The organism is Paradesulfitobacterium aromaticivorans (assembly GCF_054657415.1).
The window spans coordinates 392,559-417,428 of record NZ_BAAHYT010000010.1; the positions used below are offsets into that span (position 1 = coordinate 392,559).

27 protein-coding genes and 1 tRNA gene are annotated in these 24,870 nt (G+C 44.6%); 4 read left to right on the forward strand and 24 right to left on the reverse strand.

Annotated features, from left to right (window positions below):
- Nucleotides 1-109: 109 nt before the first annotated feature.
- The 10 genes from ACYQ2N_RS07280 to ACYQ2N_RS07325 all read right to left on the reverse strand — a co-directional run bounded on the left by ACYQ2N_RS07280 (nt 110) and on the right by ACYQ2N_RS07325 (nt 9,202).
- Nucleotides 110-958 (reverse strand): DUF4368 domain-containing protein, encoded by an 849-nt coding sequence (locus ACYQ2N_RS07280; protein WP_488199461.1) that lies wholly within the window; start codon nt 956-958, stop codon nt 110-112.
- 6 nt (nt 959-964) lie between these two features.
- Nucleotides 965-1,711 (reverse strand): recombinase family protein, encoded by a 747-nt coding sequence (locus ACYQ2N_RS07285; protein WP_488199456.1) that lies wholly within the window; start codon nt 1,709-1,711, stop codon nt 965-967.
- A 34-nt stretch (nt 1,712-1,745) separates the two neighbouring features.
- A complete protein-coding gene (locus ACYQ2N_RS07290; RefSeq protein WP_459998495.1) occupies nt 1,746-1,949 on the reverse strand; it encodes a hypothetical protein in 204 nt (67 codons plus the stop codon).
- Nucleotides 1,950-2,358: 409 nt separating this feature from the next.
- On the reverse strand, nt 2,359-3,435 hold the full coding sequence (locus ACYQ2N_RS07295; protein WP_459998496.1) for an AAA family ATPase: 1,077 nt from the start codon (nt 3,433-3,435) through the stop codon (nt 2,359-2,361).
- Between the two features lie 391 nt (nt 3,436-3,826).
- Nucleotides 3,827-4,606, reverse strand: a complete 780-nt coding sequence (locus ACYQ2N_RS07300) for a DUF6550 family protein (RefSeq protein WP_459998497.1) — start codon at nt 4,604-4,606, stop codon at nt 3,827-3,829.
- Nucleotides 4,607-4,897: 291 nt separating this feature from the next.
- Nucleotides 4,898-5,401 (reverse strand): 3'-5' exonuclease, encoded by a 504-nt coding sequence (locus ACYQ2N_RS07305; RefSeq protein ID WP_459998499.1) that lies wholly within the window; start codon nt 5,399-5,401, stop codon nt 4,898-4,900.
- A complete protein-coding gene (locus ACYQ2N_RS07310) occupies nt 5,386-6,678 on the reverse strand; it encodes a UvrD-helicase domain-containing protein (RefSeq protein ID WP_459998500.1) in 1,293 nt (430 codons plus the stop codon). The genes ACYQ2N_RS07305 and ACYQ2N_RS07310 overlap by 16 nt, the downstream gene beginning before the upstream one ends.
- Nucleotides 6,659-8,695, reverse strand: a complete 2,037-nt coding sequence (locus ACYQ2N_RS07315; RefSeq protein WP_459998502.1) for an ATP-dependent nuclease — start codon at nt 8,693-8,695, stop codon at nt 6,659-6,661. The genes ACYQ2N_RS07310 and ACYQ2N_RS07315 overlap by 20 nt, the downstream gene beginning before the upstream one ends.
- Before the next feature lie 45 nt (nt 8,696-8,740).
- The gene (locus tag ACYQ2N_RS07320) at nt 8,741-8,989 is read right to left on the reverse strand and encodes a hypothetical protein (RefSeq protein WP_459998503.1); all 249 of its coding nucleotides are present in this window, start codon (nt 8,987-8,989) and stop codon (nt 8,741-8,743) included.
- A 138-nt stretch (nt 8,990-9,127) separates the two neighbouring features.
- A tRNA-Thr gene (locus ACYQ2N_RS07325) sits at nt 9,128-9,202 on the reverse strand.
- A gap of 453 nt (nt 9,203-9,655) precedes the next feature.
- Between ACYQ2N_RS07325 and ACYQ2N_RS07330 the strand changes: the two genes are divergently transcribed.
- The 3 genes from ACYQ2N_RS07330 (at nt 9,656) to ACYQ2N_RS07340 (ending at nt 10,674) form a co-directional block, all read left to right on the forward strand.
- Nucleotides 9,656-9,922, forward strand: coding sequence for a helix-turn-helix domain-containing protein (locus ACYQ2N_RS07330; RefSeq protein WP_459998504.1), 267 nt, complete (start codon nt 9,656-9,658; stop codon nt 9,920-9,922).
- A gap of 119 nt (nt 9,923-10,041) precedes the next feature.
- The gene (locus tag ACYQ2N_RS07335; protein ID WP_459998505.1) at nt 10,042-10,284 is read left to right on the forward strand and encodes a hypothetical protein; all 243 of its coding nucleotides are present in this window, start codon (nt 10,042-10,044) and stop codon (nt 10,282-10,284) included.
- A gap of 36 nt (nt 10,285-10,320) precedes the next feature.
- A complete protein-coding gene (locus ACYQ2N_RS07340) occupies nt 10,321-10,674 on the forward strand; it encodes a hypothetical protein (RefSeq protein WP_459998506.1) in 354 nt (117 codons plus the stop codon).
- A 231-nt stretch (nt 10,675-10,905) separates the two neighbouring features.
- On the opposite strand, the gene ACYQ2N_RS07345 is transcribed toward ACYQ2N_RS07340, so the two are convergent.
- The 10 genes from ACYQ2N_RS07345 to ACYQ2N_RS07390 form a co-directional block, all read right to left on the reverse strand.
- The gene (locus ACYQ2N_RS07345; RefSeq protein WP_459998507.1) at nt 10,906-11,178 is read right to left on the reverse strand and encodes a hypothetical protein; all 273 of its coding nucleotides are present in this window, start codon (nt 11,176-11,178) and stop codon (nt 10,906-10,908) included.
- Between the two features lie 79 nt (nt 11,179-11,257).
- Nucleotides 11,258-12,289 carry a hypothetical protein gene (locus ACYQ2N_RS07350; RefSeq protein ID WP_459998508.1) on the reverse strand — a complete coding sequence of 344 codons (1,032 nt, stop codon included), beginning with the start codon at nt 12,287-12,289 and terminating at the stop codon, nt 11,258-11,260.
- A 134-nt stretch (nt 12,290-12,423) separates the two neighbouring features.
- Nucleotides 12,424-12,675 carry a hypothetical protein gene (locus tag ACYQ2N_RS07355; protein ID WP_459998509.1) on the reverse strand — a complete coding sequence of 84 codons (252 nt, stop codon included), beginning with the start codon at nt 12,673-12,675 and terminating at the stop codon, nt 12,424-12,426.
- A 13-nt stretch (nt 12,676-12,688) separates the two neighbouring features.
- A complete protein-coding gene (locus tag ACYQ2N_RS07360) occupies nt 12,689-12,850 on the reverse strand; it encodes a hypothetical protein (RefSeq protein WP_459998510.1) in 162 nt (53 codons plus the stop codon).
- Between the two features lie 923 nt (nt 12,851-13,773).
- Nucleotides 13,774-14,352, reverse strand: a complete 579-nt coding sequence (locus tag ACYQ2N_RS07365; RefSeq protein ID WP_459998511.1) for an STAS domain-containing protein — start codon at nt 14,350-14,352, stop codon at nt 13,774-13,776.
- 69 nt (nt 14,353-14,421) lie between these two features.
- Nucleotides 14,422-15,315 carry a hypothetical protein gene (locus ACYQ2N_RS07370; RefSeq protein ID WP_459998512.1) on the reverse strand — a complete coding sequence of 298 codons (894 nt, stop codon included), beginning with the start codon at nt 15,313-15,315 and terminating at the stop codon, nt 14,422-14,424.
- Between the two features lie 207 nt (nt 15,316-15,522).
- Nucleotides 15,523-16,002, reverse strand: coding sequence for a hypothetical protein (locus tag ACYQ2N_RS07375; protein ID WP_459998513.1), 480 nt, complete (start codon nt 16,000-16,002; stop codon nt 15,523-15,525).
- 33 nt (nt 16,003-16,035) lie between these two features.
- Complete coding sequence (locus ACYQ2N_RS07380) at nt 16,036-16,290, reverse strand: hypothetical protein (RefSeq protein ID WP_459998515.1); 255 nt, start codon at nt 16,288-16,290, stop codon at nt 16,036-16,038.
- A gap of 25 nt (nt 16,291-16,315) precedes the next feature.
- Nucleotides 16,316-16,951, reverse strand: a complete 636-nt coding sequence (locus ACYQ2N_RS07385) for a M23 family metallopeptidase (RefSeq protein WP_459998516.1) — start codon at nt 16,949-16,951, stop codon at nt 16,316-16,318.
- A 16-nt stretch (nt 16,952-16,967) separates the two neighbouring features.
- The gene (locus tag ACYQ2N_RS07390; protein ID WP_459998518.1) at nt 16,968-17,216 is read right to left on the reverse strand and encodes a hemolysin XhlA family protein; all 249 of its coding nucleotides are present in this window, start codon (nt 17,214-17,216) and stop codon (nt 16,968-16,970) included.
- 349 nt (nt 17,217-17,565) lie between these two features.
- Between ACYQ2N_RS07390 and ACYQ2N_RS07395 the strand changes: the two genes are divergently transcribed.
- Nucleotides 17,566-18,099, forward strand: a complete 534-nt coding sequence (locus ACYQ2N_RS07395; protein ID WP_459998520.1) for a hypothetical protein — start codon at nt 17,566-17,568, stop codon at nt 18,097-18,099.
- A gap of 137 nt (nt 18,100-18,236) precedes the next feature.
- On the opposite strand, the gene ACYQ2N_RS07400 is transcribed toward ACYQ2N_RS07395, so the two are convergent.
- From ACYQ2N_RS07400 to ACYQ2N_RS07415, 4 genes are read right to left on the reverse strand one after another with little or no spacing between them, the layout of a single operon-like run.
- Nucleotides 18,237-18,482, reverse strand: a complete 246-nt coding sequence (locus ACYQ2N_RS07400) for a hypothetical protein (RefSeq protein WP_459998521.1) — start codon at nt 18,480-18,482, stop codon at nt 18,237-18,239.
- Nucleotides 18,479-19,588: a hypothetical protein gene (locus tag ACYQ2N_RS07405; RefSeq protein WP_459998522.1), complete on the reverse strand. Its 1,110-nt coding sequence runs from the start codon at nt 19,586-19,588 to the stop codon at nt 18,479-18,481. The genes ACYQ2N_RS07400 and ACYQ2N_RS07405 overlap by 4 nt, the downstream gene beginning before the upstream one ends.
- The gene (locus ACYQ2N_RS07410) at nt 19,588-22,434 is read right to left on the reverse strand and encodes a DNRLRE domain-containing protein (RefSeq protein WP_459998524.1); all 2,847 of its coding nucleotides are present in this window, start codon (nt 22,432-22,434) and stop codon (nt 19,588-19,590) included. The genes ACYQ2N_RS07405 and ACYQ2N_RS07410 overlap by 1 nt, the downstream gene beginning before the upstream one ends.
- Complete coding sequence (locus ACYQ2N_RS07415; protein WP_459998525.1) at nt 22,424-24,838, reverse strand: phage tail tape measure protein; 2,415 nt, start codon at nt 24,836-24,838, stop codon at nt 22,424-22,426. Before ACYQ2N_RS07415 ends, ACYQ2N_RS07410 begins: the two co-directional genes overlap by 11 nt.
- Nucleotides 24,839-24,870 lie beyond the last annotated feature (32 nt).

The following is a 24,870-nucleotide window of genomic DNA, read 5'->3' on the forward strand; positions in this document are numbered from 1 at the left end:
TTCTATCCGACAAACTCTTTCGCCAACACTTTGGCGTCCGCTATCAGGGCATCGTCTATCTCAACATCCTTCGCCATTGCCATGACCATTGGCAGTCCGAACATCTCCTTCATCCCAAATAGCCGATGAATTTATAATGGATATCCATCCGCTGGCTCTTGCTGCCGTCAGGGTTATCCGTCTTTTCATAGACCACAATCTTTTGTATCAGCTCGTTGAGGATGTGCGTGTTGAGCTCGGTGATGTCGGTGTATTCCTTGATAATCGGCAGGAACTTCTCGATGTTTTCATATACCGATTCCGCCCGCGTGATTATCTCCGTCAGCTTATTGCGCCGCTCTTTAAGGCCGGACTGCTCGGCTTCATACCCTTTGGACATGGTCTGATAGCGTTCCTCTGAGACCTTTTCGAGCGCTAAGTCCTCGTAGAGCTTGTTCATAATCTTGTCCAACTCGGCGATTCTTTTGTCCACGGTCTTTAGCTCGCGCTTGCATTTTTCGGTTTCCTGCCGTTTCTTTTCGGTCTTGGCGGCGATAAGCATCTCCTTGTACTTGGGTGCCGCCAGCTTCGCCGCTTTCGCATTCCGGCGGATATCCTCCAGCACAAGCTGCCCCATAGTCTTCCACCCGATGGCGTGAGACGTGCAGCGATCCTTGCCGTAGTTCTTATATACCCAGCAGGAGAAACCAGTATATTTGCCCTTCTTCTTATCGAAGTTGACGTTAAGGGAGGAGCCGCACTTCGAACATTTCACCAGCCCCGCAAACATCTGAACCTCGCCCTTGCTGTTTTCCCGCCTGCGGCTTTTCATCAGCTGCTGTACCGTATCCCACAGCTCCCGCGATATAATCGGCTCGTGCATGTTCTCTACGATTATCCATTCTTCCTGCGGGGCGGGGATTCTTTTCTTGTCGAAGAGACCTTTTACCTTCGTTTTGCCGAACACCACATTCCCTATGTAAGCCTAGTTCATCAGGATAGACCGCACGGAGGTGGCATGCCAGTCAAAGGGCTTGCGCCAGTAGCCGCTGTTCTTGAAGTAGTCGGGATTATTCTGATTGAAGTAGGCCATAGGGTTGAGTATTTTGCGCTCCCGCAGGATTTTTGTCATGCGTACATAACCGACGCCGTCAGCGAACAGCTGAAAAATCTCCCGCACAACGTCTGCCGCAGGCGGGTCGATGATGAGCTTGTGCCGGTCGTTAGGGTCTTTCATATACCCGAAGAGGGCATGTCCGGCGAGGTACTTTCCATCCAGCGCTCTCGCCCTGTGAGCCGCTTTTGTTTTGGAGCCGGCCTGCCTTGCGTAGAAGGAATTCATGACATTCGTGATTGCCATAATGAGGTTATCCTTGCTTTTTGCCGTGTCTACACGATCATAAAGCGAGATGAAACGAACACCTTTTTCCTCGAAATAATGCTCGATGATGAGTCCCATTTCAGCGTACTCTCTGCCGAAGCGGGACAGGTCATTGACGATGACAACATTGATCTTGTCCGCCTCGATGTCGTCCATCATGCGCCTGAAATCCGGACGGTTGAAGTTCTGACCGGTATATCCATCGTCAACATAGACCTCGCCGATAGCGATATGATTGTCCTTGCAGTACCGCGTGAGTATGGCCTTCTGGGTCTGGATGCTGCCGCTTTCGCCGAGATCCCCGTCATCCTGGCTGAGCCTGCAGTAGATTGCCGCTATTTCTTTTTCCATCAAAACACCTCTCTTTCAGCAACACACAATACCATCAATCCATTTCAATAGCTATAAAATTCTCCGAATTTTCTTTCGGAAGTTTATCGGCTTCGGCTGCCTGAAAGGACTGCTGTATAAGGTCGCCGACCTTGTCAAAAATGAGCTTGTCCCCATCGAAAAAGCTGTAGGTTACATACTGTACTCCGCCTATAATCGTGCTGTTAACTCTGAAGTCTCCCTTGAATAAAAATGGCATAGTGAGCCTCCTTGTCTTGGTTATATAAATCCCTTTATTGCGTGACTCCGGCTGTAACCCCGCTGTGGAGTCCCTTTTTTTGCGGTATTTGAGGCATTATTTTGCGGCGTGACCCCGAAGCCGACCCCAAGGGGCATTTTCTGACCCCGTTGAAAAATGCCCCCGACCCGCATTGCGGGGCGATGTTTGCCGGGGCGGGGGTGCTCTGTGACCCCGCTCCTTTAACCAGCACAGGTTTTCGACCCCATGGTTCACCCCAAAATCAGCATTTATATGTCTTTGCCTGCTTATTGTGTTTCCCATGGCCGTATTTTCACCGAAGCAATGTCCGAGTGGGGGGAAAGTGAGCCAAGATGGATCACTTTTTCTCCGATATTATGCAAATAGAATAAATAGTGAGCCAACATGGTTACATTTCGTCCTCCTGCGTCGGCTGCGACGGTTGCGTCGACAAATTTGATACAGATGCTGTATCTGTTTTGCCGTCATTGCCGACGCTATCGACGCGCTCATAGCTGAGACTAATTTCTTTTCTGTCATGAGTGCGTTTCATTTCGAAAGTAATACTGCACTCAGCAAGCTCAGCCTGGTTGCGTATCATCTTCTTGATGAGGACGTTTGGACGTATGACTGCTCCGCACACTTTCTCAACCTCGCTGGCCAATTCCGTAGCCGTTCCCGAGAAAGAGAGAAGGGACTCCATAACTGCAGAGAGATGAATGACAATTTCATCATTCGGCTGTGGTTCGTCGGTGATGCTGTCGGATAGCAAAGTCCAGATATACGTCGCCTTATCAAACTCCAGCTGCAGCTCGCGATATTCGATGTCCCGCCCCACACAGTAGAGCGTCGCAGAGTTCCCGCTGCGCTTGTCCTTTTTTAGGACGAAGTTAGAGTCGGTGGCGCCGCTGATTCCTGTTGTGCCGGAAATCATGTTCATAGGATCGTCATCGTTCATCTTGCGCAGGTGATGGATAAGCAGGATAGCAATCCGGTGCTTGTCCGCCAGCTGTCTTAAGATACCGATATCGCGGTAGTCGCTGGCGTAGGGGTTAGCGTCCGCGCTGACCTTACGTATCCTCTGGAGTGTGTCGATAACGATTAACACTGTGTCGGTATGGGCATTCAGAAAATCCTCAATCTGATTTTCCAAGCCTTCGCCGATAACCTCCGACATAGTAGCGAAGTGGAGATTCCCTGGCGCTTCATCTGTGATATCGAACAGCCGGTTCTGTATCCGACTGAAGCTATCCTCAAGACAAAGATAAAGTACAGTTCCGCTGGAGACAGGGAAGCTCCACAGCGATTCTCCCGACGCTACCCGTAGGCATATTTGCAGCGCCAGCCATGACTTTCCGATTTTAGGTGCTCCCGCGAGGATGTGCAGCCCTTGGGGTATAAGCTCGCTTGCGATGAACCTTGTCGGCGGAAGCGGAGTGGTGAGCAGCGTCCCCGCATCCATTGTGATAAGTTTGTTTTGTGACATAATGACCTCCTTTCAAAATATCCCCTCACTTCTTTAGGGAAAAAAGTGACGGGATGGACCAAAAAATTCCCCTTATATCTATAAGGAAAAAACAGGGGTTTGGACGGAAAAAATTTTTACCCTCTATAATCTTTAGGGAAAATTTTGAGGGGTTGAGTGAAAAAAATCCTCCTACTTCTTTAGGGAAAAAATCAGGGGGCTGCACGGAGTAAATTTTCCCTCTACTTATTTACACGTTGAGAAGGCCTGTTGGACCAAAATTTTTCCTCTAACACTCCTACTTACTTTCACGTTAGGAGAGCTATCTGCACGGAATTTTTTTGTGTTTTTATAACTCAGCCATTAAAAAAGACCTGCCGTGTAATGGCAGATCTTATATTGAGAAGTAGTTTTACGGGGACACTGTATCAGGATTATATGGCGGCGGGGTACTGTTCTTCTCAGGCACTTCAACGAACACGATATGAAATTCTCCATCGATTGGCTCCAGTTGCCCTGATGCCGGAGGGGTTGACTCTCTCGGCGGTACTTCGCTGCCTCCCATGGAGCCGATTTTATGACCGTTCTCATACATGTCCTCGGCGACGATACCGATGTTCTGCTTACCTCTATATTCAATCCATCCGAAGCCTGGCATCCATACATGGAGCTTGCCGCCGATATATTCTTTTGTGCCTGGGACTGGGTCGGTATTGGACGGTGGCACATCGCCAGCACCCATGATACCGACCTGCTTGTTGATATCGCCCTTACCGTGAACAGTTGTGCCGCCACCCATCTGGCCGACCTTGTTACCTGTGAGCTCGTCATTGGAATTACCGGCCATTGTTCCGTGAGAGCCGCCGCCTTCATCCTTGATCCAGCCAAAGCCATCAATGTAAATTTGCTTTTTGCCGTTTACGATGCGAACATCTCCCATACGCGGCTCGGAGGATGGTGTGGTTGGTTTTGGTTTTGGTGATTGGATTACCTGCGCTGGCTCAGATTTTTCTATTTTTTCTTCTGACGTTATAACGATGTTCTTTGGCTCATTTTCTGAGACTGCCTCAAATATGCATTCAGAGGCATCAGAAGGAAGAAAAATTTGAGAAGTTTCCTTTGACCCGGCCGTAATTTCGGCATTTACGGCGATTTTTACCGGCTCAGCGGGTAAAATCCTCGACCTCGGCACTTCGGGGCCACACAACGGCACACAATGCGATACAGGCGATAATGGCTATTCCGGTGATAAATTGCTTATTCATACGGCGACCTCCTTTAAAAAAAAGAACGGGTATCCGACTCAGCTCTGAGGCTACAGTCCGAACACCCGTTATAGTTTTGTCTCTTCAATTTGTTATTCATGTGCGCTGCCTCCTTTCAGCAACACACAATACCACGTACTTAAGAAAATAGCTATGAAATATTTACAAAGCATTTCAATGACAAAATCAAATGCGTTAAGCCTTTAATAGTAAAAAAGTCAGATTTCTTTATAATCCCATAGTTCAGGTGGAAATCGATTTAGGTTATTTTTTGTCTTTTGTTTTGGAATAGATACAACTAAAAGTTTTCTCGGTCTTGTCATGGCAACATATGCAATCCGCATTAATTCGCTATCAAGCTGCCCAGTATTGAGAAGTGACGGAGTAAGTGTGTTACCCTTAATACTCTCAACCATCAATAGTGTAGCATCGAATGACTCTCCTTTTACTCCATGCACTGATGACACCGTGGTTCCCGAGCTGGTTCTTTTTTCGAAATATACATACAGCGGCATATCAAGAAACTCGGTGCTATATGTATTACCGATTTTTGTACGAGTTTTAAGTTTTATAATATCATTTATACTCTTTTGTTCGTGGATAATAATAATGCTTTGCCGCTTTAGTTCCTCAATTTCAGCAACAAGTGCGTTATACCAGTCTTTTAGGGAAGAGCTTGCATGAGGAAGGGCGGAAAGCAACAGAATCACTTTTTTTTCCACAATGAATATTCCATCGATTTTTCTACTTCTTGCTTTATTTCATCAGACGATAACCCGTTAACATCGCCTATCATCATGCAAAACAGTGCCTTTTCACATTGAGCGGAAGCTTCTTTTCGCGAGGAATAGTACCACTGGTAGGTTGCAGATGCCAGCAAGCGTGTTTCTGGTGTTTGCCAAAGATCTTTGATATCCGTATCTGAATGAATTCTTCCTCGAGTCAATATGGAGACAGAATCGCCTTCTGAGTCAATACTCATGCTATTACAAAGTTGTTTGAACCAGTCAATAACATCTCCTCTCGTTTTTTGGGAAGCGACCTGGAGTAATACAGGCTTCGCATCAAATGCTGCGTGTTCACCTTTTGCTTCTGCAGGCTGCTTTTCAAATAAAACAGATGAAAATTTCACTGTTGCGTTACATATGTGCTGAGAGCTACGAAAATTTGCGGTTAGGTATAATGAATTCCACTGTGCATCATCAAGTTTTGCTTTAAAATATTCCGGTGTTGCGTCGCGCCACTCATAGATGGCTTGATCGGGGTCGCCAACAATTATTAGGGTGTTTACGCCATTTTCCGCGAGCGATTCTAAGATTTCCATTTGCTCACGGGACGTATCTTGTGCTTCATCGACAATAATTACAGGGAAGCGATGGGCTATCTCACTAGCGATTTGGGGATATTTTTTTATTAGCCTCAGTGAAAGTGTGGATACCTCTCTCTGTGATGCAATACCCTTCTTTATCATATCGTGTTTAAATTTCACGCAAGGACGGTTGGCTTGAGGGATATTGCATGTAATAGGTGAGTTGTCTTTATATAAGCCTTGTGGAGTCCAATGAAATAAATAAGGCGAAGAAACGCATCCTCGTTTATAGCATTCACCCTGTCCTTTTTTCGGATAGAATGTAGGCCAAGCATAACTATTTTGAAAAATTCGTGGGCGCTTTCTGATCGTCGCTGGCATCATCAAATATCCAAATCGGAGAAATATGAAATTATTTATAAAACTATCCAACGTTCCAATAAAATGGGGGAACCCAATACTTTGAGTTTCCCTTGTTGCTAAATCTTTTGTTTGCCGAAGAATTTCCTCACTCGCGACATTTGTAAAAGAAAGAACTGCAATACCTCTATAAGCATGTGGCCATGTTTCAAGATATTTCAGAAGTTTTTTTCCAACAATAAATGTTTTACCGCTTCCAGGACAGGCGCAAAGAACTACTTTCCCTTCAGCCTCTAAAAAGGCAATTTGTTCATCCGTCAGCGTTACCATCTATTTTCTCCTTCGTCACTGAAAAGATGGCATTTTGAATGTATTCTGGTACGACAAATTCTTCAACACTATCACTATCTTCAAAAGAACCATCGCCTTTTTTTATTAGGATTTTTTTATCATTAATTCTTTTGGTTAATGCTTGAGCAACCTCTGCCTTTTGTTGTGAACGTTCACGCATAAATAACCAAACACAAGCGGCTTTCTCATTAATGTCGTTTAATTGATGAACTTGATTAAAGAGTGCTTTGCCTGCTTGCGGATAGACATCAATTATTGCGCTAAGCATATAATGAATATTTATATCTGATAAAGACAGAGCGTATTCGAGTGTTTTTGGTGCACCATAAATGCCTATATGGGCAGACTGACACAACCCGACTATCTTGTTATACCGATCAGATGGACTGCCTGTCCTTAACTTTGAAACAACGTCACTCAAGATCGTTTGACCGCAGTCAAAATCTATATCTTTTGGAATATACTGCGCTTGTTCCGACTTATCTGTACAACGATCATCATCTGTTACTATTGCTGACTTAATGGTTTGCCTTTGTGGGTCGTTTGTAAAACAAAGCAATTTAGAAAAAGGCTCAAATGAAACACCATCCACATTTACCACTGTTACAGCGTATTTATCAAACGGACGATCAATCATCTTTGCCAAGCATGGCAAAATAAGGGCCTCGCTAATACCTTCAACAAATAAAATACCCTTTGCAAAAAGCATCTGCGACTTTGTTACATCAAGATACCGCTCCAAGTAATACTTGTCTCTTTTATCTAAATTACTGTCGGAAAGGGATAAACAGTTGATTCTATGAGCATTTTCGAATAATAAAACAACCTTATCAATGCCTATTCGGGAAATAAGCGTCGGGGAATGTGAAGTATATATCACCTGCACATTATCATTATTTGAGTTTTTCTCAAAAAAGCTATGTACAAGCTCTTGAAGCTGCGGATGTAGGTGAGCCTCGGGCTCCTCCACCAACAGCAGACTGAATAGTGTTTCAGCTGTGGCGGCTTCAATGTCACCTAATACCGCCGCCATAAAAAGCAAATTATTATAGCCTAAACCGTTTTGCATTATCTCAAATTTCTTACTGAGCTCAGATGAGAGAGACCCTCGAATTTCTTCACTAAGCACCTTGCTTTCCAATGCCCACACATCAATATAAATGCCTTCGCTCTCAGAATTAGTCGCTCGCGCCCATTCATCGCCGGTATAAAGCCTTTGAACTTCTTGCAGTATAGGGTTGTCATTCCTAATGTAAATCCAACGAGGTTTAAGCCATGCCCTTAAAGATGCTGCTATTGATTCAAATCTTGGTTCAACTAAGCCGATGCCTACTTTTTGTCTAAGCAAATCCTGCTCAAGCACTGAAAGATTTGAATTAATGATATCTCGGAGCTGATTTACGGACTCTTGTCCTTCAATGTTAGAGTTTGCTTGCTTGACAGCCGATAACACTTGTTCTTTTGCTTCATCTGTGTTTACGATTGAACCAAACAGAGTTGCCAGTTTTCCAGCTCGAGCAGGTTTTAATTCATTTTCTGCATCTCTGAGCGCACCCAAGTATGCAATCTGAATAGCTTCAAGGGTTTCTGCAGAGACTGGATTCCCCTCAACGGGACCACCCCATATCTGATAACGTATTTTTTCCTTGCCGTTTGGTGTTTGAACGGCATAGTAACGAACATGAAGCTCACCTTTTGTTGTATCCTCAGGATCCCAAATCTCAAATAAATCCGGCGGCACTTCATCAAGATACACATCGATGAAAGCCTCATTGCTTCGTATCCCACGTCTGTCCATATGAAAATCTGAGAGGTTGAAGTATATTTCCTTCCGATATGATATAGTTGAAAAAGCGAGCCTTAATGCATCTATGAGGGCTGATTTGCCGCAATTATTTTCGCTGATAACTGCATTGACTCCCTTTTTAAAAGATGCAGTAATACCTTCGCCATCAAATACTCTGAAGTTTCGGATGCTTACTTTAGAAATATACATGTGTTCACCTCATAAAGTTTCTTTAAACGATATTGCATGGCTTAATTACAGGCTTTTCATAACGCCCGCAAATTCATCCAACGTGTATGCGCCATCTTCGCTCACGAGCTTCTCCTTAAACACCATGAAGTATCGATATTGTCCTCCGGCTTGTGCTTGCCACATACGACCAAGATGAAGTTTCGCCTTGCTTTCATCATTCCAAAGATGATCTCCTTTTGTTTCGATCAATACAAGAAAACCGCTCTTGGTCATCACCATAAAATCTTTATCCTTGGGGGTTACATAATCCATGGTAAAAACTCCTATCTACGTATGTCAACATTATCATACATCTCTCAAGCGAACAATACAAGATAATCCTTCCTAATTAATGGATAAGCAAAAGGGCAATAAAAAACGTGTAGCCATTAAACTACACGGTTTTTGCACTGGAGCTGGTGAGGGGATTTGAACCCCTGGCCTATTGATTACGAATCAATTGCGCTACCACTGCGCCACACCAGCATATTTGTGAGGGCGGGACTTCCGTCCTTATTTTATATCATCAAACTGTTTTGGTTTTTATCCTACCTTATCAACAATCACAGACCTGCTGATTACGAATCAGCTGCTCTACCAACTGAGCTACTCCAGCATATATGTGAGGGCGGGATTTCCGTCCTCATTTTATTTATCAAGCTGTTTTTGATTTTTTCCTACCTTATCAACAATCACAGACCTGCTCATTACGAGTGAGGTTAATGACATCTGCCGCGTTAGGTACAATTTGCGCAAGCCGCCTGCAGAGCTTATTCTAGGGTTTAGTATTCTGTGAAGCCTGGTTAATTAGGGCAACGTTTAGTACATTTGGGCACCTTTTGGGCACCTTTTTCATAGCGGCAAACAACACCTAATACTACCTTATATTATAGAAGGAATTTAAGATGTCCATATGGAATATATTCCTAGGTGATGCATATGAATGATAGCTTGGGGAAAAAGCCTAGGGTAGTAAATAACCTTAAATACTACCGGGAAAAGCTCGGGGTTAAGCAATACGAATTAGAGTGGCGCTGTGAACTTTCTAAAGGCAGTTGGACGGATTATGAATCAGGAAAAAACGAGCCTAAGATTAGATTAGCCCAACGAATTGTATATGAACTAAATAGAATTGCCCGAGAAAAAGGAATTGAGATCGATCGGCCGATCACTACTGATGACATCTACCCTCCTCAATTCAAGTAACTAGCACTTCCTGAAAAAGGAAGTGCATTTTTTATTTGCTATATGAATATTTCGGGAATTTTCCCGATATCTATTTACCACAAAGGAACCACAAACGACACACGAAAGGAGGATCTGAATTGGAAGGGTATGTGATTTTAGAAAACCTCGAAGACCTGCGGGCACGCCTACGAAAGCGCCAGGACCGCGACATCCGCCAAGCTCTCAGGCGCCTTGGCCAGCTGGAGCAGGGAGAACTATCGGATCTGATCAGAGACGGAGTGCGGCATGAGTTGATTAAGAAAGGGGTATTTCATGTTCTAAATAGCCTGACCAATTGTGACAAATTTCTGTCTATAACGAGTGATATAATTAACGAGTAATTTTCAGGCAGTTTATTAAAAAAGGAGATGTTTTTAATGAAAAAAGCAGGCGGTATTATTTCTTTAATCGCTGGTATCTTCGGTATCTTATCCGCAGGAATCACACTCTTTCTTGGAGGGGCTGCATCGGCTTTCAATGCAGACGGAGCTAGTACGGTCGTTGGACTTGGCTGGGGAGGAGTACTATTCTCTTTCTTGGTTATTATTTTTGGTGCTGTGGCCATCGGGGCTAAGGGGAAAGTACCCGGAATACTCTTAATCATCTCTGCAATTCTCGGAGCGATCCTTAGAGGAACTTTGGTAGCAATCTTTATGGTACTTGCCTTAATCGGAGGCATTTTAGCATTAATCGGAAATAAATCTAAGGCTAGCGAGGAGATAAAAGCTTAGAAGCTCAGTAAATAGCCCCACCCATTTTGCCGAGTAAGGGCTTAACCTTATCCTTGTAAAACGAAAAGACGCCCCATACGGCGTCTTTCTTACATCCTGTGTAAATACCATTTGCACGCTCCGACCTCATACTTCAATTCAAACACCTGCATACGTTCGCCGATCGCGCCGCGGCAGCGGATGAAAAGCTCCCGCTCCCGAGGGCCTAATATATTCAGACCAGTTCTTCAATTAATGACTATTTCTTACTCTTTCTATTTTTAAAAAATGTTTCTTTTCGCTCGGATCGGGTAATGTAGGTTCAATAAAAACCAGTACCAACACTAAAGAAGAAACAGTAAAAAGTAGATCTTTCAGATATATCATTTCAAATAGCAATTTATCCCTAAGCACAGGGAGTAGTCCCAGGGTATGCTTTTGGATAGTGAAGAGAACAAAGAAAGCAAAGGCATATAGGATTAATATCCTTAGCTTATCATACGCTAACTTAATTTGATTTTTCACGAATCACACCCCCTCTTCCCTGTTACCTTATCCTATTATATCAGCTCTGCATCTATTTATGTTCATACTTATTGTTACTTTATTCTACTAATTTATCCTCTGTAGCAGCATTTTCATCAAGTTCACCAAATGACGGCAAAGTAATATTAAGCGATTCTACCATATGTCTAAAATTTTGTTCCTTTTCTTCCAACTTATGTCTATGGTTTTGATCTCTGGTTGTTAATACCCTGTCCCAAATAGTTGGTATTAATCCCGACGTTTCAACTTCCGCACCGGTTTCCGTGCTCTTATCTTTTTTGGCTGCAGAGCGCTTGAATTTTAATCCGCCTCCGCACAAAGCAACTGCCATCGCGAGAATTAAAGTAATTGTCGTCTCGTTACCAGAAAACAAGACGAAGCCCTCTGATTGAAGACTAATTTTCATCTTTACATCACTTTTACTTACTGATTTCCCTGAAACTTCATTATACAAATCTATTGTTCCTAGAAAAAGGTTAATCAGATCAGGTATCTCGGTTCCTGTATACTCACCTTTTTTACCTACCTTGATAACTAAATGCGCTCTATCTCCCTTGACATAAAAGCTATACATTGTTCTATCAATAGATTCCGCATAATCGTCTGCACTTGAAATGGCATAGTGGGAGCTTAACATTTTAAAGATGCCTAGATCTACTGAGTCCTTATCGCGCCAAGTTACCCATTCCACTGTTCTCTGCTTGTATAAAGGCTCCAATCCTTCATCAAGGTTTATAACATCTTTCACTATTTTTACTTCGCTCTTAATAATGCCAAAATGAATTTCCTTTGAGTTTTCATTCGGAATAACAACAACATCACCAATGTTCATTTCTGTAACAAACTTTATTATTGGGTTTACTATTCTTCCCAGTTGCTCATTTTCCTTTTTGGCGTATAGCTCTTTTGCCTTATTTAATAATTGTTCCTTAGCCACGCTATCTTTATCAGCCTTCTTAATCATTTCAATATCCGATAACTCATTCCATCCAATGGCAATATACCCGTTCTGCACAAAATGGCTATAGTACTTTCCACCAAATGTTCTAACCAACCAATATTTTCGATTCGTCTCTAGTTCCTCAGTCAAGACTTCACTTCCTTGTCTTCCTTTTGCTTACCGCACATTATTAATAATTATCGCATAAAAGCCTTGGCGAATTCCCGTGAAATTTGTCTATAACCTAAAAAATAGCCCTCCCCCGCCTAATGAGAGAGGGCTTCCTACATCCTCCACAAATACCACTTACAAGTCTGAACCTCAAACTTCAGCTCAAACGGTCTCAATACCCCGTCTACCTCACTCTGACAACTAAAGATTATCATTCTGTTTCCGGCCAGCTTCTCTTCTGTCCTGGTGATAACCCGATCTACCTTGACCACAATCTCTCCTTCGTCCCATTCTTGGATTTTGTACTTCAGCGGCCAGGGCTTACCTTCCTTGTCAAACAATGCAATCATTTCGACGGGCTTCATGTAAACTCTCATATCAACCACACTTCGCCCAGTCGCCGGTAATACACTCCGTGCATCCCCCGTGGTGGATCAGCTTGTTTTTACAGATCGGGCATTTGTCATGGGCTATCAGCCATCTCTCGCAGGGCTCCATACAGTGGGATTTACGGTCACAGGTGGTGCAGACGTCTTTCATAATGCTCTCTCCCCTTCGAACATAATCGAATGTGTGTTCTATTATATCCGAACATCGGGAGGATATGCAATGACCAAATGCAGGAAAAGCCCCCACCGCGCAAAGGGTGAGGGCAGAAATCTATAAGACGCCGGAGTCTAATCCTCGGCGTCTTTTTTATGCTCTGTGTCATTATAGACTCGGCGTACTATTTCAAAGTGGCAATTACTCCCCTTTATAGATAGAGGATCTTAAATTCACTTGTTTAATTCGGTGTTGAGCGTCTATGCCCTGGCACTACAATTCCATCTTTTCTCTTATAGGATTTAACAGGCACAATTTTCTTTTCTTGTTTACCTCTAACGCTTGATTTTGTTTTAGCCATATCCTTTATCCCCTTTCTTTTAAATCAGAATATAAGATTTATCGAAAAGGGAGTTCGCCGGGTGAACTCCTCTTTAATTAAGCTACTGGGATTTTAAAAGCTTTCTTACCATATTGACGAGCCCAAATAACTCGCCCATCAGGTAGTGTCCTGTAAGGTCTGAATATATACTTTGTCTCATCGTTAGGCTCCTGGGTATCGTAAACGACACTCCCGCTAGTCTCATGGATTTCCTGGACATTTTTAATGTTATCTTTAATATTTTCGTTATTCATAAGAGCACCCCACTTATAATGTCGAAAACCAGCGAGTACTCCTTGCAATGAAGTCAATCAAATGCTACAATATGTTTACGTTTTGTTTATCTATTTTCATATTGCATCCGGCGCCATTCAGTTGAGTTCTCTGAGCTTACGCTGTCTCGGCTCGGCAAGAAGCCAGGTTATGTATAACCTGGTATTTTTCTATTTCCAATACCCTTCATTACTATCCCTCCCTTTTTTAGTTCTACCTGTTCACCTACATCTCGTGAACTCCAGTCCAAAAATTAAGCCCTGAATTAGGGCAATGAATATATATGTTGTTTACCATTATGATCAATTTGCTCTTCCCTCAGAGCTAAACCGTAATCCCAAAGTTTTTTCAGCCTATTACTTGCACTATTTACAGCGATATCAAAAGACTGCATGACGTCGCGAGTTGTAAGGCTCTTCTTTTCTCGAAGAAGTTGAAAAGCTTCATCAAGCTTATCCTCAATTTCTCCAATAAATTGAAAGGACCCATCTTCTTTACAATATAAAAAAGGTATCCTGCCTTTAGACTTTTCCTGTAATGCAATAGCTGCCTCAAGCTCTTCTTTGATTGAATCATTGATGTTCGATACGTAAAGAATTATGTTGTTTGACTTTTCTCTTAGAAAAAGCTGAACTTGTAAAACAACTTCGTCTGCACAAGAGGAATCCGAAAATTTAATTCCAGAAAAATCTAAGTTTATTACACTACCCGAAGGGATAGAATGAATTAAATCCTCAATTGACCGTCTTATTTTTTGGCCGAAAGGACGAAAAGACAATATACCTTTTTGCTTAATTCCAGCTTGCTCAGCTTGTTCCTCTATACAGATTTTATATACATTCATCCTTTATCAACCCTTCACTCAATCGAGGTGAAACCATTGTCCTTAATATATCATGGTAAATTAAGTATGTCAAGTTCTTGCAGTCGGTCGTAAATTTATTATACACTGAGTACCCTTAAGGGAGTGATTTAATTCGCACGATTCATATACTCGATCGAAAACTACAATTCCTTTTCCAGATTTCACTGCAAGGTTACCCCCAAATTGTTGAATAATTTCTTGCGTACGTCTTAGTCCGAGACCGCCAGCCCCTGCTTTACGCCCACTAAGCCCATCAAGTGCTTTTTGAATATAAAAAACGTCATTGCGGTTCCAATTATACTTTGATTTTAAATGTGCCCGAATTCCTACCCCCAAATCACCTATTGCTACAGAAATCGCAGGATGGTTGTTCTGAGTATACTTTTGAAGCATACAATAACATTCGCCATATTCAATCTCATAATAACCAAGTCTACTATGCTCTATACTATTATTACATATTTCCACAATTGCTTTTACAGCAGAGTCTCTATATGGCTGAAGAATTTTCCCAGTAAACCATGCTTCCAAAATTTTTTCTACTCGTTCTTTTAAATTAAAAACATCAGAAGGGTTTTCAATCTTCACTATTCCTAAAACAGATAATGAATTACTTGACCTACCCCAAGGGTTCCAGAACGACAGCGATTCTGTAGTATATATAAATTCATTTTCAAAAAAATCAATCCTTTCAAAATATGGGAATATTTCACCAGTCAAATTAATAATTCGAACTCTTTCTCCTGTTAATGTAAATGCTTGTTTGGCGGCTAAGAGCAAACCAATCACTGCTATTGGCCTGAGGAACTTATGATTTCTTAAATCTAGGGTAAGCTTTTCTCCATATTTAAGTCGAGACAATCGCCAATAGAGATTATCCATATTTGCAAACGGATCGTTAAATTTTGGAGATATTTGAATAGCATCATCTACGTTTAACATTCTGTACCTTCCACTTTTATCTCGATTTTCACAATATTTCACAATAGTTTTACTTTACACTATCCCTACTTTCGCGGCAAGTGAAAGGTTGTTTGAAAACAAAAAAATGCTAGGGTTCAAACTGATAAGACCACTATCGCTTCTATCAACAACAGAGTGAAAAACGCAAAAAGCCCTCTCCCGCCTAAGCGAGAGAGGACTCTACTACTACATACTTATACTATTTCCACCGGGAGGCTCTTCTCCCCGGTCTCCAGCGCGAATCGCTGTAACTGCATCAGTATTATTGTTAATATTATTGGTTTGTAATCCCATTAAATCTAATTGGGCTTGCTCTGCAGAGATAATTTGTTTTTGAGCTTTATCCTTTGTAGGGCTGACAATATAATCATGTGCAGCGCCGGCAATCAGCGCCACCAGAAAGGCGTTTATAATCGCTAGACCGATCGTCTCAGGGCCCACATCCCCCTGGATAAACATGAGCCAAACCAGGATTCCAAGAGCCACCAGCACCGTAGCCGGTCGCACAATCCAGTCGCCGTTATCCTTGCCGGTCAGTCGTTTGACCAGTAGTTTAAGCGGATCCTTGAGGAACGAGACAATGACATATACGGCCACCACCAATCCGCCGAGAGCCAGCAGGTCTTTCACAGTGAACAAACTTTGGGGTAATGTGATGGTATCCATAAGATTTTCCTCTCTTTCTTAAAAGTTACCTACTCAATAACTTTGGTCGTCATCCATATAGCCATTTCTCGGCACTGCTGGACTTTCGATCTTTTCAAACGTCACTCGGTACTCTGCGTTCAGCTCAAACTGTTTCTCAGCTTCCGGGTTTATGATGAGCATCTCGCAGTGAGCCACTTGGGTGTATCGCCCAAAGGGCTCACCCTGCACACCCTGAAGCATAACATGAGTGCCCTCGCCTTCGCTTTGCCCCGATAAACCGTATACCCTAAACCTGCCTTCAACCATGATTTTTCTTCCTCCCATCAATTTTTCATAATCCTAATTTTGCTGTCGCAATCCGGTCAGAACCGGCATAATAAAAGTTCCCGTTCCCGTTGGTTCCCTGAACCCCGATCCAGTGTTTGTTCTTGGCTTGGTACTTTCCAGCGAAATCTTTCAGCACCATCGGGCATCCGAGCTTGTAGCTAAGTAGGAGCGCCGCGCCTACGTCTCCATCGGCATAGATAACCAGATTATCCACATCTATCACCTCACTTTCTAAGCCCTCAAGAAACTTCATCGGATCAACGTCATTCCGGTTTTCCCACGGAGCTTTCCGGACCTCGAAATGCAAATGTGGTCCTGTGCTTTGGCCAGTGCTCCCCATGATACCCAGCACAGCGCCCTCGGATACTGTCTGTCCAGCTGAGACAGCCACACTAGATAAGTGAGCGTGAATCAAATCGTGCTGGCCATCTGCAGACCGCAATATAACGTAATTCCCCCATCCGGATGGATCGGCACCTTTCCCCGGGGCATAGCGAGCTTGTATGACTGTCCCCGGGCAAGCAGCATGGATGTTATAGTCTCCGGATGCCATGTCCACGCCGGTATGATATCCCTTGATGTACCGGGTATTTTTGACTCCGTAAGGGTAAGTAATGCGGTGGTTTTTCAGCGGTATCATTGCTTATCCCCTCCTTTCATCTGGAAATGGTTAGGGCGCCAAGGCCTGCAAGAATAATGGCCCCAGCAACTGTGCGCCAGAGCCATGTATTGTTTGCCTCAAGTTTATCTATGCGGTGTGTGTTAGACTTTGACCTGGCTTCGGTTTCGATCGCTTTATCCTCGACAGCATCAACCTTCTCACGTATGCCATTTTGATTATCAATCTTTGTTTCCACTCTCACTAGGCGCTCCCGAATATCGACGAGCACTTCTTGATCTGACAACTAGCCCCACCTTCCCTCCCCTTGAATTCGCATAAAAATAACGCCCTCCATCGACGTTCTGTTAGACCGGATGCCAAAGTTTAGTAATAAGCCATACTACAAATCCAATGAAAATAAGTATTCCAAACGCTGCCCCAAAACACATAAATAAGAGATAAAGCATCTCCATGTTAACCTCCTGGTACGTCGTCATATGGGTCTTTTACGGAGTATGATTAACGTTATTTGTTATTATCTGCTCATTTTATTGGTATAAATCTACAACTGATAACTTAATTTGCCACGTGTAATTTACCTTATTTAATCAAAAAATAGAAAATAGCCAAATGATTTAGGAGGGTTACTTACTATGGCAAAAATAAAAGATAGAGATACCCTTTCAATTGTCTCAGGGCTTATTGGGCTAGCAGGGATTATGATTGTTGATGGAGTCTCTCGACGGTCAAATTTATCTAAAAGGTCGTATAGGGAAGCTGCAGCAGGGATCTTTCTCTCAAAGAGTGAGGCAACGAGTCCTAGAGGGCAGATTCTTGGTGTGATTATGAACACTGCTGTGAGCATTCTTGGAGCTAATTTTATTATAAAGCGCATGTCGCAAAACGGCCGTGATAAGCTTCTGGCTAAAGGAATTATTTCCGGAATTACCTTCGGAGCAATAGCTACTGTTATTCCAAATATTGCTCCCAAGAATCGAGTTAAGCCTAAAGATGCGACAAGTAATCTATCTTATGTTTTCAGTAACGTTGTGTACGGGTTACTTACTACCTTCGCAGCAGCTAAACTGGGACATGATTCGCTTTTTGACGTTCCCCCTCAAAACGACTACTTAAAACCAACAGAAAAGACAAGTGAACAAATGAAACTAGCCCCTGCCGGGCGGTAAAAATACATTAATTAAAGCAGGACTCTCGTCAAATAGGTGAGAGCCCTACTTTAATTCGTTTTATGGGTCTATTGTACACTAAGTGAAACAAGGTAAGCCCGGCCAATCTCCTTCGCTTCTACTTAGTTAGGTCTAGGTTAAACTACTTTCCCAAGTATCACCCCGCCATGCCCCACCATGGCCACCAATACTCTTTCCCCTGCTGCCGGTGTATAACTGCTCAAATACGGATAAGTACGCGTACTGGTCGTGCTCTCTCCGTCAAATTGCACCTGCGGCCGGCCAGACACATAACCAGTGGGGATCGCGCCCAAGCGAAAAACCGAGGAATCCCTTCCCTGGCCCTGCTGCAGGAAACCTATGAATTCTTCAGGTTTCATCATATCAATATCACCCGCCTAATGGTGTGCTTCATCCGGGCTCCGGCTTCGAGCTCAAAACTCCAGGCAGTCTCACTGTATTTCGCGCTAATGCCCAGAGCTGTGAATTCTAATGTCAGCACATCGCCGTCCGAGTGAAAAGGCATTATGGCCGTCCCAAAGTCAACTTGTTCGTAAACCTGTGATGCCTCAAAAGCCAAACGCTGTACCTTTGCATCCAGAGAGGCCTGATCTGCAGCTTCCATCATTTCCTGGTAGTCAACTATTGTTCTGCTTCTGTTTACTGTACTTGTTGGACTATCTGGATTGGTGTTTATATAAGAACTCATCATAGGATCCCGATCTGGTTCACTTACCACAAGTACCCATTTATTTGGCACGGCAAACAGGTCTAGCCCCTGCTCAACTTCAGGGAATATCACGCTTTCGTCATCATCCTTATACGTGTACTCTGAAGCTCGGACCTGCGGAGAAACGTAGGTTTGCGCCACGGCAAGTCCATTTTCATCAAAAGAAAGAGAGCGATAGTTAACCGCTCCCAGAAGGTCATTAACTATGTTGAGCTTTGTAGTCCCTGGAGGCCAGTCACGGTCAGCCGGTAGAGTCTTATCTGTGGCGGTAAGGTTTTGAGCCGTTAGCCCTGCCGTGTCCAAGACGGCCTTTACCGCTGCAATGTAGTTTGTTCCAGCCGTAATAACATATCGATCCTCCACCTTATCGTAGACTAGCACCTGAAGCAGGTCGTATGCCTCAACTTCGCGAGTTACGACCCCGGCAGAGTCAGTTTTGCGTGGCGGGGTCGAGAGAATAAAAACCCCTAAGGGCCATTCTGCACATCCACCATCCGGCATGCGTAGACGCGCCCAGGGCTTTATGCGGTCACTCAGAAAATTGATTGAGCCATCATCCCGGACTGTAAACCTTGCAGTCCGCTTAATATCAGCAAAGGTGTTATTAGCCACTGAGGCAGCTAGAACATTATCCAGCTGCCTCTTTAACGTATTTTGGGAATCCAATAGGTCATAGTGAAAAGCCATGACCCGGGAGGAAGAGTGCAAGGCTTTTTTCACCTGATCGGCTGTGTATCCGTTTCGGTCAAGTGATTGCATCACACTTCCTCCTTGTAGTCCGTCTCAAAAATCTCAACTGAAGTGGTATAGCCAAAGGTCTGGTCATCGATCGGAAGCTTTTTCACTATGCCAAAAGTCTTCCGCCCGCGACCGTCTCGGTAACAGACCGTACTCTTCCGGTAGACTAAGGACTCCAGTGCAGCAAAGTCATTTTCGTCATTCAAGAGCAGTTGTGCGCGTACCCTACCGTCATTAGTTTCGCCGAATTCAGCCACAGGCTTAGACCTCCCAGCGAACTGAAGCATTACAGCATCAGTCTCCCAATTAACACTCCGTCCGTCTCCATCGTATTGATAACGGCGAATGGTAGCAGCCGAATCAGCGACATCATGCAGCCATACGCCAGTTAGCGTAATGTTTGCGTTGGCCACCGCGCTGTCAGAAAATGTGCCGTTGTCTCCTTGGGCCCGGACTTTGTACTCGTAGGTAATACCGCTGGCCGTGGCATAGTCGGAGTAGGAGCCGTTGGCCGGGATGCCGGTAGCGATTCGGGTCCAGGATGCCTCACCGGATTTGCGGCGATAAACATCATTGCTGCTCACATTGGGTTCTGTACCGCCAGGGACCGGGTTGGTTATTCCTATAGTGATGTATCCGGTTTGCGCTGTGGCCGTAATCGTAGGTAGCGCAGGCGGTGTATACGACACGCTAATCGCTGACGTTGCCCAATCGCTCCAGAGCCCATCTGCGTTCTTTATCCGGACCTGAATTGTGTAATTAGAAGTGTTTGCTAAATCAATCCCGACCGTCTGTGCTTTATTGGTGCTAACGACATCCCCCGAGTCCCAAGCTACAGCGCTCAGGCTATCGAGTACTTGAACCTGATAATCAACCTGCCCCGCGCTCGACCACTGAACGGTTGGTCTGGCTACGGCTACTGTGCCCGTCGGTGCGGTAATTGTAGCTGATGCTGGCTGATCCCCAGCCAAGAATGTCGCCTGTGCTGAATATGGCGAACTCAGCCCTGCTTGGTCATACGTTCGCACCTTCCATACAACATTGCCGTGTGGGAGGGTGTTTGCCGGAACATCGTAGTATTGGTTTGTCGTCACCTGGCTAACCGTTGTCCAGTTAGTGCCGCCATCTGTTGAATACATCAAGTCAAACTGACTCTGTGGGTCAGGAGCGTTTGGGTCATTGTGTTGCCAAGACAGTCGAATCACTTGCGCTCTGTCCCTTGATACTCCGCCATCGGGCGAAAGGAGTGTTGGAGCTGTCGGTGCTTGGTTGTGTTGAATCGTGAATACTCCGTCCGACGTGTCCCATGCTCCGTAACTTGTGCCATCATAGGCACGAATTCGAATGTGGCACGTGCTACTTTGTGGCTTTGCTGAAAAGTCGTAAGCATAAGACGTTGCCCCCGCTACTGTTAATGCTACAATATCAGAATAATTCGCCCCGTTGTCGGTGGATAGCTGAATTTGATACTGTAGGCTAGCTTGGGCTGTATCGGGGTCAGTTGCCGCTGTCCATGTTACTGTGTGAATGGCATTCCATGTTTCTCCTCCGTTTGGAGAAGTAACTGCCGGTGCTGTTGGAGGCTCAGTGTAAGTTACGTCTATCTTTGGTAAATAAATTGTACTCTGATCAGCCCATTCCGAAGAGCCAAATGCTCGGTAAGAAGAATAAACACTCTCATTTACTAGCTTAAACATAACACCATAGTTAGCAGCACTATTGTTAACCCACCCTTGAACTAGTGATGCTAACAATGCCCACGTATATTTGTAATTAGAACCTAGCAGAGTAGAGACCGTTGATTGTGCTGTAGCGTCATAAGGAGGTTTATTATTCCAAGTTAAGGTCGCTTCGTCCCATGAACCCAAGACCTTATGCGTTGAAATTGATAAAGAAGAAGTATCTTGCCCCCCTATTTCTGTTAGCGTTATAGATGAGCTTGACACAACCGCATTCGAAGGAATTGAAGTTAAACCAAACTTGATAAATGCTCTATAAATGTAAGCCTGAGAGTCATTGTCGTTACCTACTGATAATCCTTCCATGTTTCCATAAACATAGTCTGGGTTAAGGTTAAGGACATAGCTGTCTTGTCCTGTGGAGCTTGTTGGCTGTATTGTTATAGTTGGGTCAATTATTACCGGAAAAGCAAGCCCCGACACATCTGCCGCTATGTCAAGGAGTACCCCATCAACTTCGCGCCTGAGAGTTTGTGTTACATCACGTCGAACTCCTGCCGCATCCTCAAGCCAAGCAGGTTGGATTTTTATTTCCCCGGCTGTCAGGTCATCAGCTAAATTCCCAATTACCTCAAAAGTAAAACTCGTTGGTGCTTTGCTTGTCTTGAGCGTTAGCGTTTCTTTTATGCCTGTTTCAGATATGTTCAAAGCCACATCCACATCATTCCATGCGTCTTGGTAGACAATCTCATTGTCCTTGCCCTCTGTAACATACCCTTTTGATGGGGATGCTCCGATTGGCTTAAAGGTAAGCTTATCCGCGCCCTTGTTAATGCTGTACCCACGCTTCCAGTTGCGCGGGATTTTCGCTGCAAACGGCACTTTTAACGCCTGGAAGTCGTATGTGTCCCGATTGAGCCTATTTGCCGCTTTATCTGCTCTAGCACGCTCTCTGGCTGCATGGAAGTCATCTACCCCATGCTTCGTTACCGGGAAGTCCCACAGGTCAAAATCAGCTTCATCGTGCAGTGCTGTGTCAATGTTTTGATAATTGCCGTTTTCGTCTTCGTAGTGAATATCATTGAGGTAGATTATGGCTTGCTTAGAGCCGTCAGCGAGGTGGAAGTGCTTAGCGCTAGGTGTGCGCTTCCAGATTTCTTCCCAAAGGACAGATTGATTAGTAGCCATATCTCACACCCCCGCTGCCATATGACCGTGATGTCTGGCGCAGCTCCTTCAGGATTCTCACAGTGGTCATCACTTCCTCAAGATCTTTGACCGGCACCACAACGGAGCCTGGTGCAAATTGATTGATAACCGTTTGCCCGCTTTCCCGATCGGAGCTTACTCCTTGCCGTGACGACAAATCCGGCATGCTTAATAACGAGGTCATGGAAGCTTCAACCTGGGGAATCCCACCTAAAATTGAATCAGTTATCGGACCTGCGAAGTCGAGCTTATCGAGGTCGCTCAGAGGACCCTCTTTTGCCGGTGAAAAGGGCAAGAAATCCCGTACCTTCTGAGCAATATTCTTAACTGACTCAATAACCTGTTCCGCAGCAGCCTCGATACCCTTTTTCATCATCTCGATCAAGCCCTTGCCCGCATCAAAAAACTTCTGCCCTAAGCCTGTTATGTGCCCAAGAATATTGTCAAATTGGCTCTTTACGATATTGAATATCCAGCCCAGCGCATCATCAAAAATACCCTTCACGCTATCCCAGAGCGCCTTAAATATCCGTCCGACTTCTTTACCAAGGAATCCTGCGAACTTAAGGATTTTACCTATACCCCAGATCTGGAACCAGCCCCAAATCAATTCAAAAGCGCCGGAGAAAATCTGTTTAACACTCTCCCAGACTCCTTGCCAGTTGCCTGTAAAGAGATTTGCAAACAGGCTTACAATACCCATGATTACATCCAAAGCACCGGAGATAATACTCTTTATGGCTTCCCATGTGTCGAGGACAACCATCTTAACCAAAGGCCAAGCCCACTTCATTAGGTCTATCATTGCGTTCACAATAGGCTGGAGGAATGACCATATTCCGTTCCAGATATTTATGAATGCCTGCTGTAACGTCGGCCACGTGGCAAGCCACCAGTCCTTAAGCTCAGTGAACTTGGTCAACAAGAACCCGACTATCTCTTGAATAATGGGTTGAACAAAAGCCCAAACCGCTTGAACCCCCGTCATTAAAGTTAACCAAATCTGGTTAACTATGTTCCGGAATGACTCGGACTGTTGATATGCCTGAATTAAGACATATCCTAAACCAACAAGTGCCGCAATGACCAAAGCAATTCCCGCGACCAGACCTACAATCGGTAAAATAACCGCCCATTCTGCTGCAGCTAGAGCACCAAGCCCTGCCACCAAGAATCCAACAGCACCTAAGGTAAGAAATAAGATCGCCGTCAGTGCCGCCCCCATAGCAATGAATGTTTGAGTATTTGGAGATAGTGCATTAAAAGCGTTAACGATACCTGTAAGGCCGTCTGCTACCGACCGGATAGCAGGAGCGAGAGCGCTACCAATGCTGATTTGGGCCGTTTCTGCAGCTCCACTTAATTCTTCCAAGGCACCACTTAGGTTATCTTTCATTTTTTCTGCGGCTTCTTTAGCAGCCCCGCCCGAATCTTGAAGAGCACCGGCCAGCTCATTGAACTTATCCGGTCCTTTTTCAATGACGCTCAGCATTCCCGTCGCCGCTTCAGTTCCAAATATCTGTGAGAGTGTGGCAACCTTTTGCGCATTAGTCATTCCGCTTAAAGATTTGTTCAAATCGCCGATTATTTGCGGAAATGGCTTGAACTTTCCGGATGAATCGGTCACTGAAAACCCTAGGCTATCGAGTGCCGCTTTCGCCTCTTTAGGTGGATCAGACAACCGAATCAGGGCAGCACGAAGAGTTGTTCCGGCTTGTTCACCCTTCATTCCTGCGTCCGCCATGATTCCCGTTGCAGCCGCTAACTCTTCCATGCTAATCCCCAAAGCCTTTGCGAGGGGTGCTGCGTATTTGAAAGCGTATTGCAAATCCTGAACACCTGCTGCAGATGTATTCGCTGACATGGCCAAAACGTCTGCCACGCGCGAAGCTTCGGAAGCTTCTAAGCCGAATGCGTTCAAGGCGTTGGCCACGGTGTCAGCTACCAGCGCCATGTCCTCGCCAGAGGCTTCAGATGCCGCTATGACTCCGGGCATTGCCGCGATAATCTGTTGAGCATCGTAACCTTTGGTAGCCATCAGTTCCATGCCTTGAGCTACTTCGGATGCGCTCTTGGATGTAGATGCCCCTAGATCCAAAGCAGATTGCCGCAAAGCCTGAAGATCAGAATCGGTCGCTTGCGAAATCGCTCCGACTCGTGACATCTCAGCATCAAAGTCCATAGCCTTATTCACGGCAAATCCTAGCCCGGCTGCAATAGTTCCGCCGGCGGCAGTGAAAGTCATGCCGATCTGGGTACCGACCTCTTGCACCTGCTTGCCGACTCGGCCAAAACTCTTCTTGAACTCTTTCATGTTCTTTTCAAAATCGCTAAGATCAGCGCCGATCCGGACCGCTAGACTTGCAATTGTTTCTGCTGCCACTCTCTCACCCGCCTTTTACCTAAAAAGCAGAA

What these genes read in the sequence shown, in the direction of transcription:
- ACYQ2N_RS07285 (WP_488199456.1), bottom strand. Translation starts at nt 1,711, where the DNA reads ATGGAAAAAGAAATAGCGGCAATCTACTGCAGGCTCAGCCAGGATGAC.
- ACYQ2N_RS07290 (WP_459998495.1), bottom strand. Translation starts at nt 1,949, where the DNA reads ATGCCATTTTTATTCAAGGGAGACTTCAGAGTTAACAGCACGATTATA.
- ACYQ2N_RS07295 (WP_459998496.1), bottom strand. Translation starts at nt 3,435, where the DNA reads ATGTCACAAAACAAACTTATCACAATGGATGCGGGGACGCTGCTCACC.
- ACYQ2N_RS07310 (WP_459998500.1), bottom strand. Translation starts at nt 6,678, where the DNA reads ATGGTAACGCTGACGGATGAACAAATTGCCTTTTTAGAGGCTGAAGGG.
- ACYQ2N_RS07315 (WP_459998502.1), bottom strand. Translation starts at nt 8,695, where the DNA reads ATGTATATTTCTAAAGTAAGCATCCGAAACTTCAGAGTATTTGATGGC.
- ACYQ2N_RS07320 (WP_459998503.1), bottom strand. Translation starts at nt 8,989, where the DNA reads ATGGATTATGTAACCCCCAAGGATAAAGATTTTATGGTGATGACCAAG.
- ACYQ2N_RS07330 (WP_459998504.1), top strand. Translation starts at nt 9,656, where the DNA reads ATGAATGATAGCTTGGGGAAAAAGCCTAGGGTAGTAAATAACCTTAAA.
- ACYQ2N_RS07340 (WP_459998506.1), top strand. Translation starts at nt 10,321, where the DNA reads ATGAAAAAAGCAGGCGGTATTATTTCTTTAATCGCTGGTATCTTCGGT.
- ACYQ2N_RS07355 (WP_459998509.1), bottom strand. Translation starts at nt 12,675, where the DNA reads ATGAAGCCCGTCGAAATGATTGCATTGTTTGACAAGGAAGGTAAGCCC.
- ACYQ2N_RS07360 (WP_459998510.1), bottom strand. Translation starts at nt 12,850, where the DNA reads ATGAAAGACGTCTGCACCACCTGTGACCGTAAATCCCACTGTATGGAG.
- ACYQ2N_RS07365 (WP_459998511.1), bottom strand. Translation starts at nt 14,352, where the DNA reads ATGAATGTATATAAAATCTGTATAGAGGAACAAGCTGAGCAAGCTGGA.
- ACYQ2N_RS07370 (WP_459998512.1), bottom strand. Translation starts at nt 15,315, where the DNA reads ATGTTAAACGTAGATGATGCTATTCAAATATCTCCAAAATTTAACGAT.
- ACYQ2N_RS07375 (WP_459998513.1), bottom strand. Translation starts at nt 16,002, where the DNA reads ATGGATACCATCACATTACCCCAAAGTTTGTTCACTGTGAAAGACCTG.
- ACYQ2N_RS07380 (WP_459998515.1), bottom strand. Translation starts at nt 16,290, where the DNA reads ATGGTTGAAGGCAGGTTTAGGGTATACGGTTTATCGGGGCAAAGCGAA.
- ACYQ2N_RS07385 (WP_459998516.1), bottom strand. Translation starts at nt 16,951, where the DNA reads ATGATACCGCTGAAAAACCACCGCATTACTTACCCTTACGGAGTCAAA.
- ACYQ2N_RS07395 (WP_459998520.1), top strand. Translation starts at nt 17,566, where the DNA reads ATGGCAAAAATAAAAGATAGAGATACCCTTTCAATTGTCTCAGGGCTT.
- ACYQ2N_RS07400 (WP_459998521.1), bottom strand. Translation starts at nt 18,482, where the DNA reads ATGATGAAACCTGAAGAATTCATAGGTTTCCTGCAGCAGGGCCAGGGA.
- ACYQ2N_RS07405 (WP_459998522.1), bottom strand. Translation starts at nt 19,588, where the DNA reads ATGCAATCACTTGACCGAAACGGATACACAGCCGATCAGGTGAAAAAA.
- ACYQ2N_RS07410 (WP_459998524.1), bottom strand. Translation starts at nt 22,434, where the DNA reads ATGGCTACTAATCAATCTGTCCTTTGGGAAGAAATCTGGAAGCGCACA.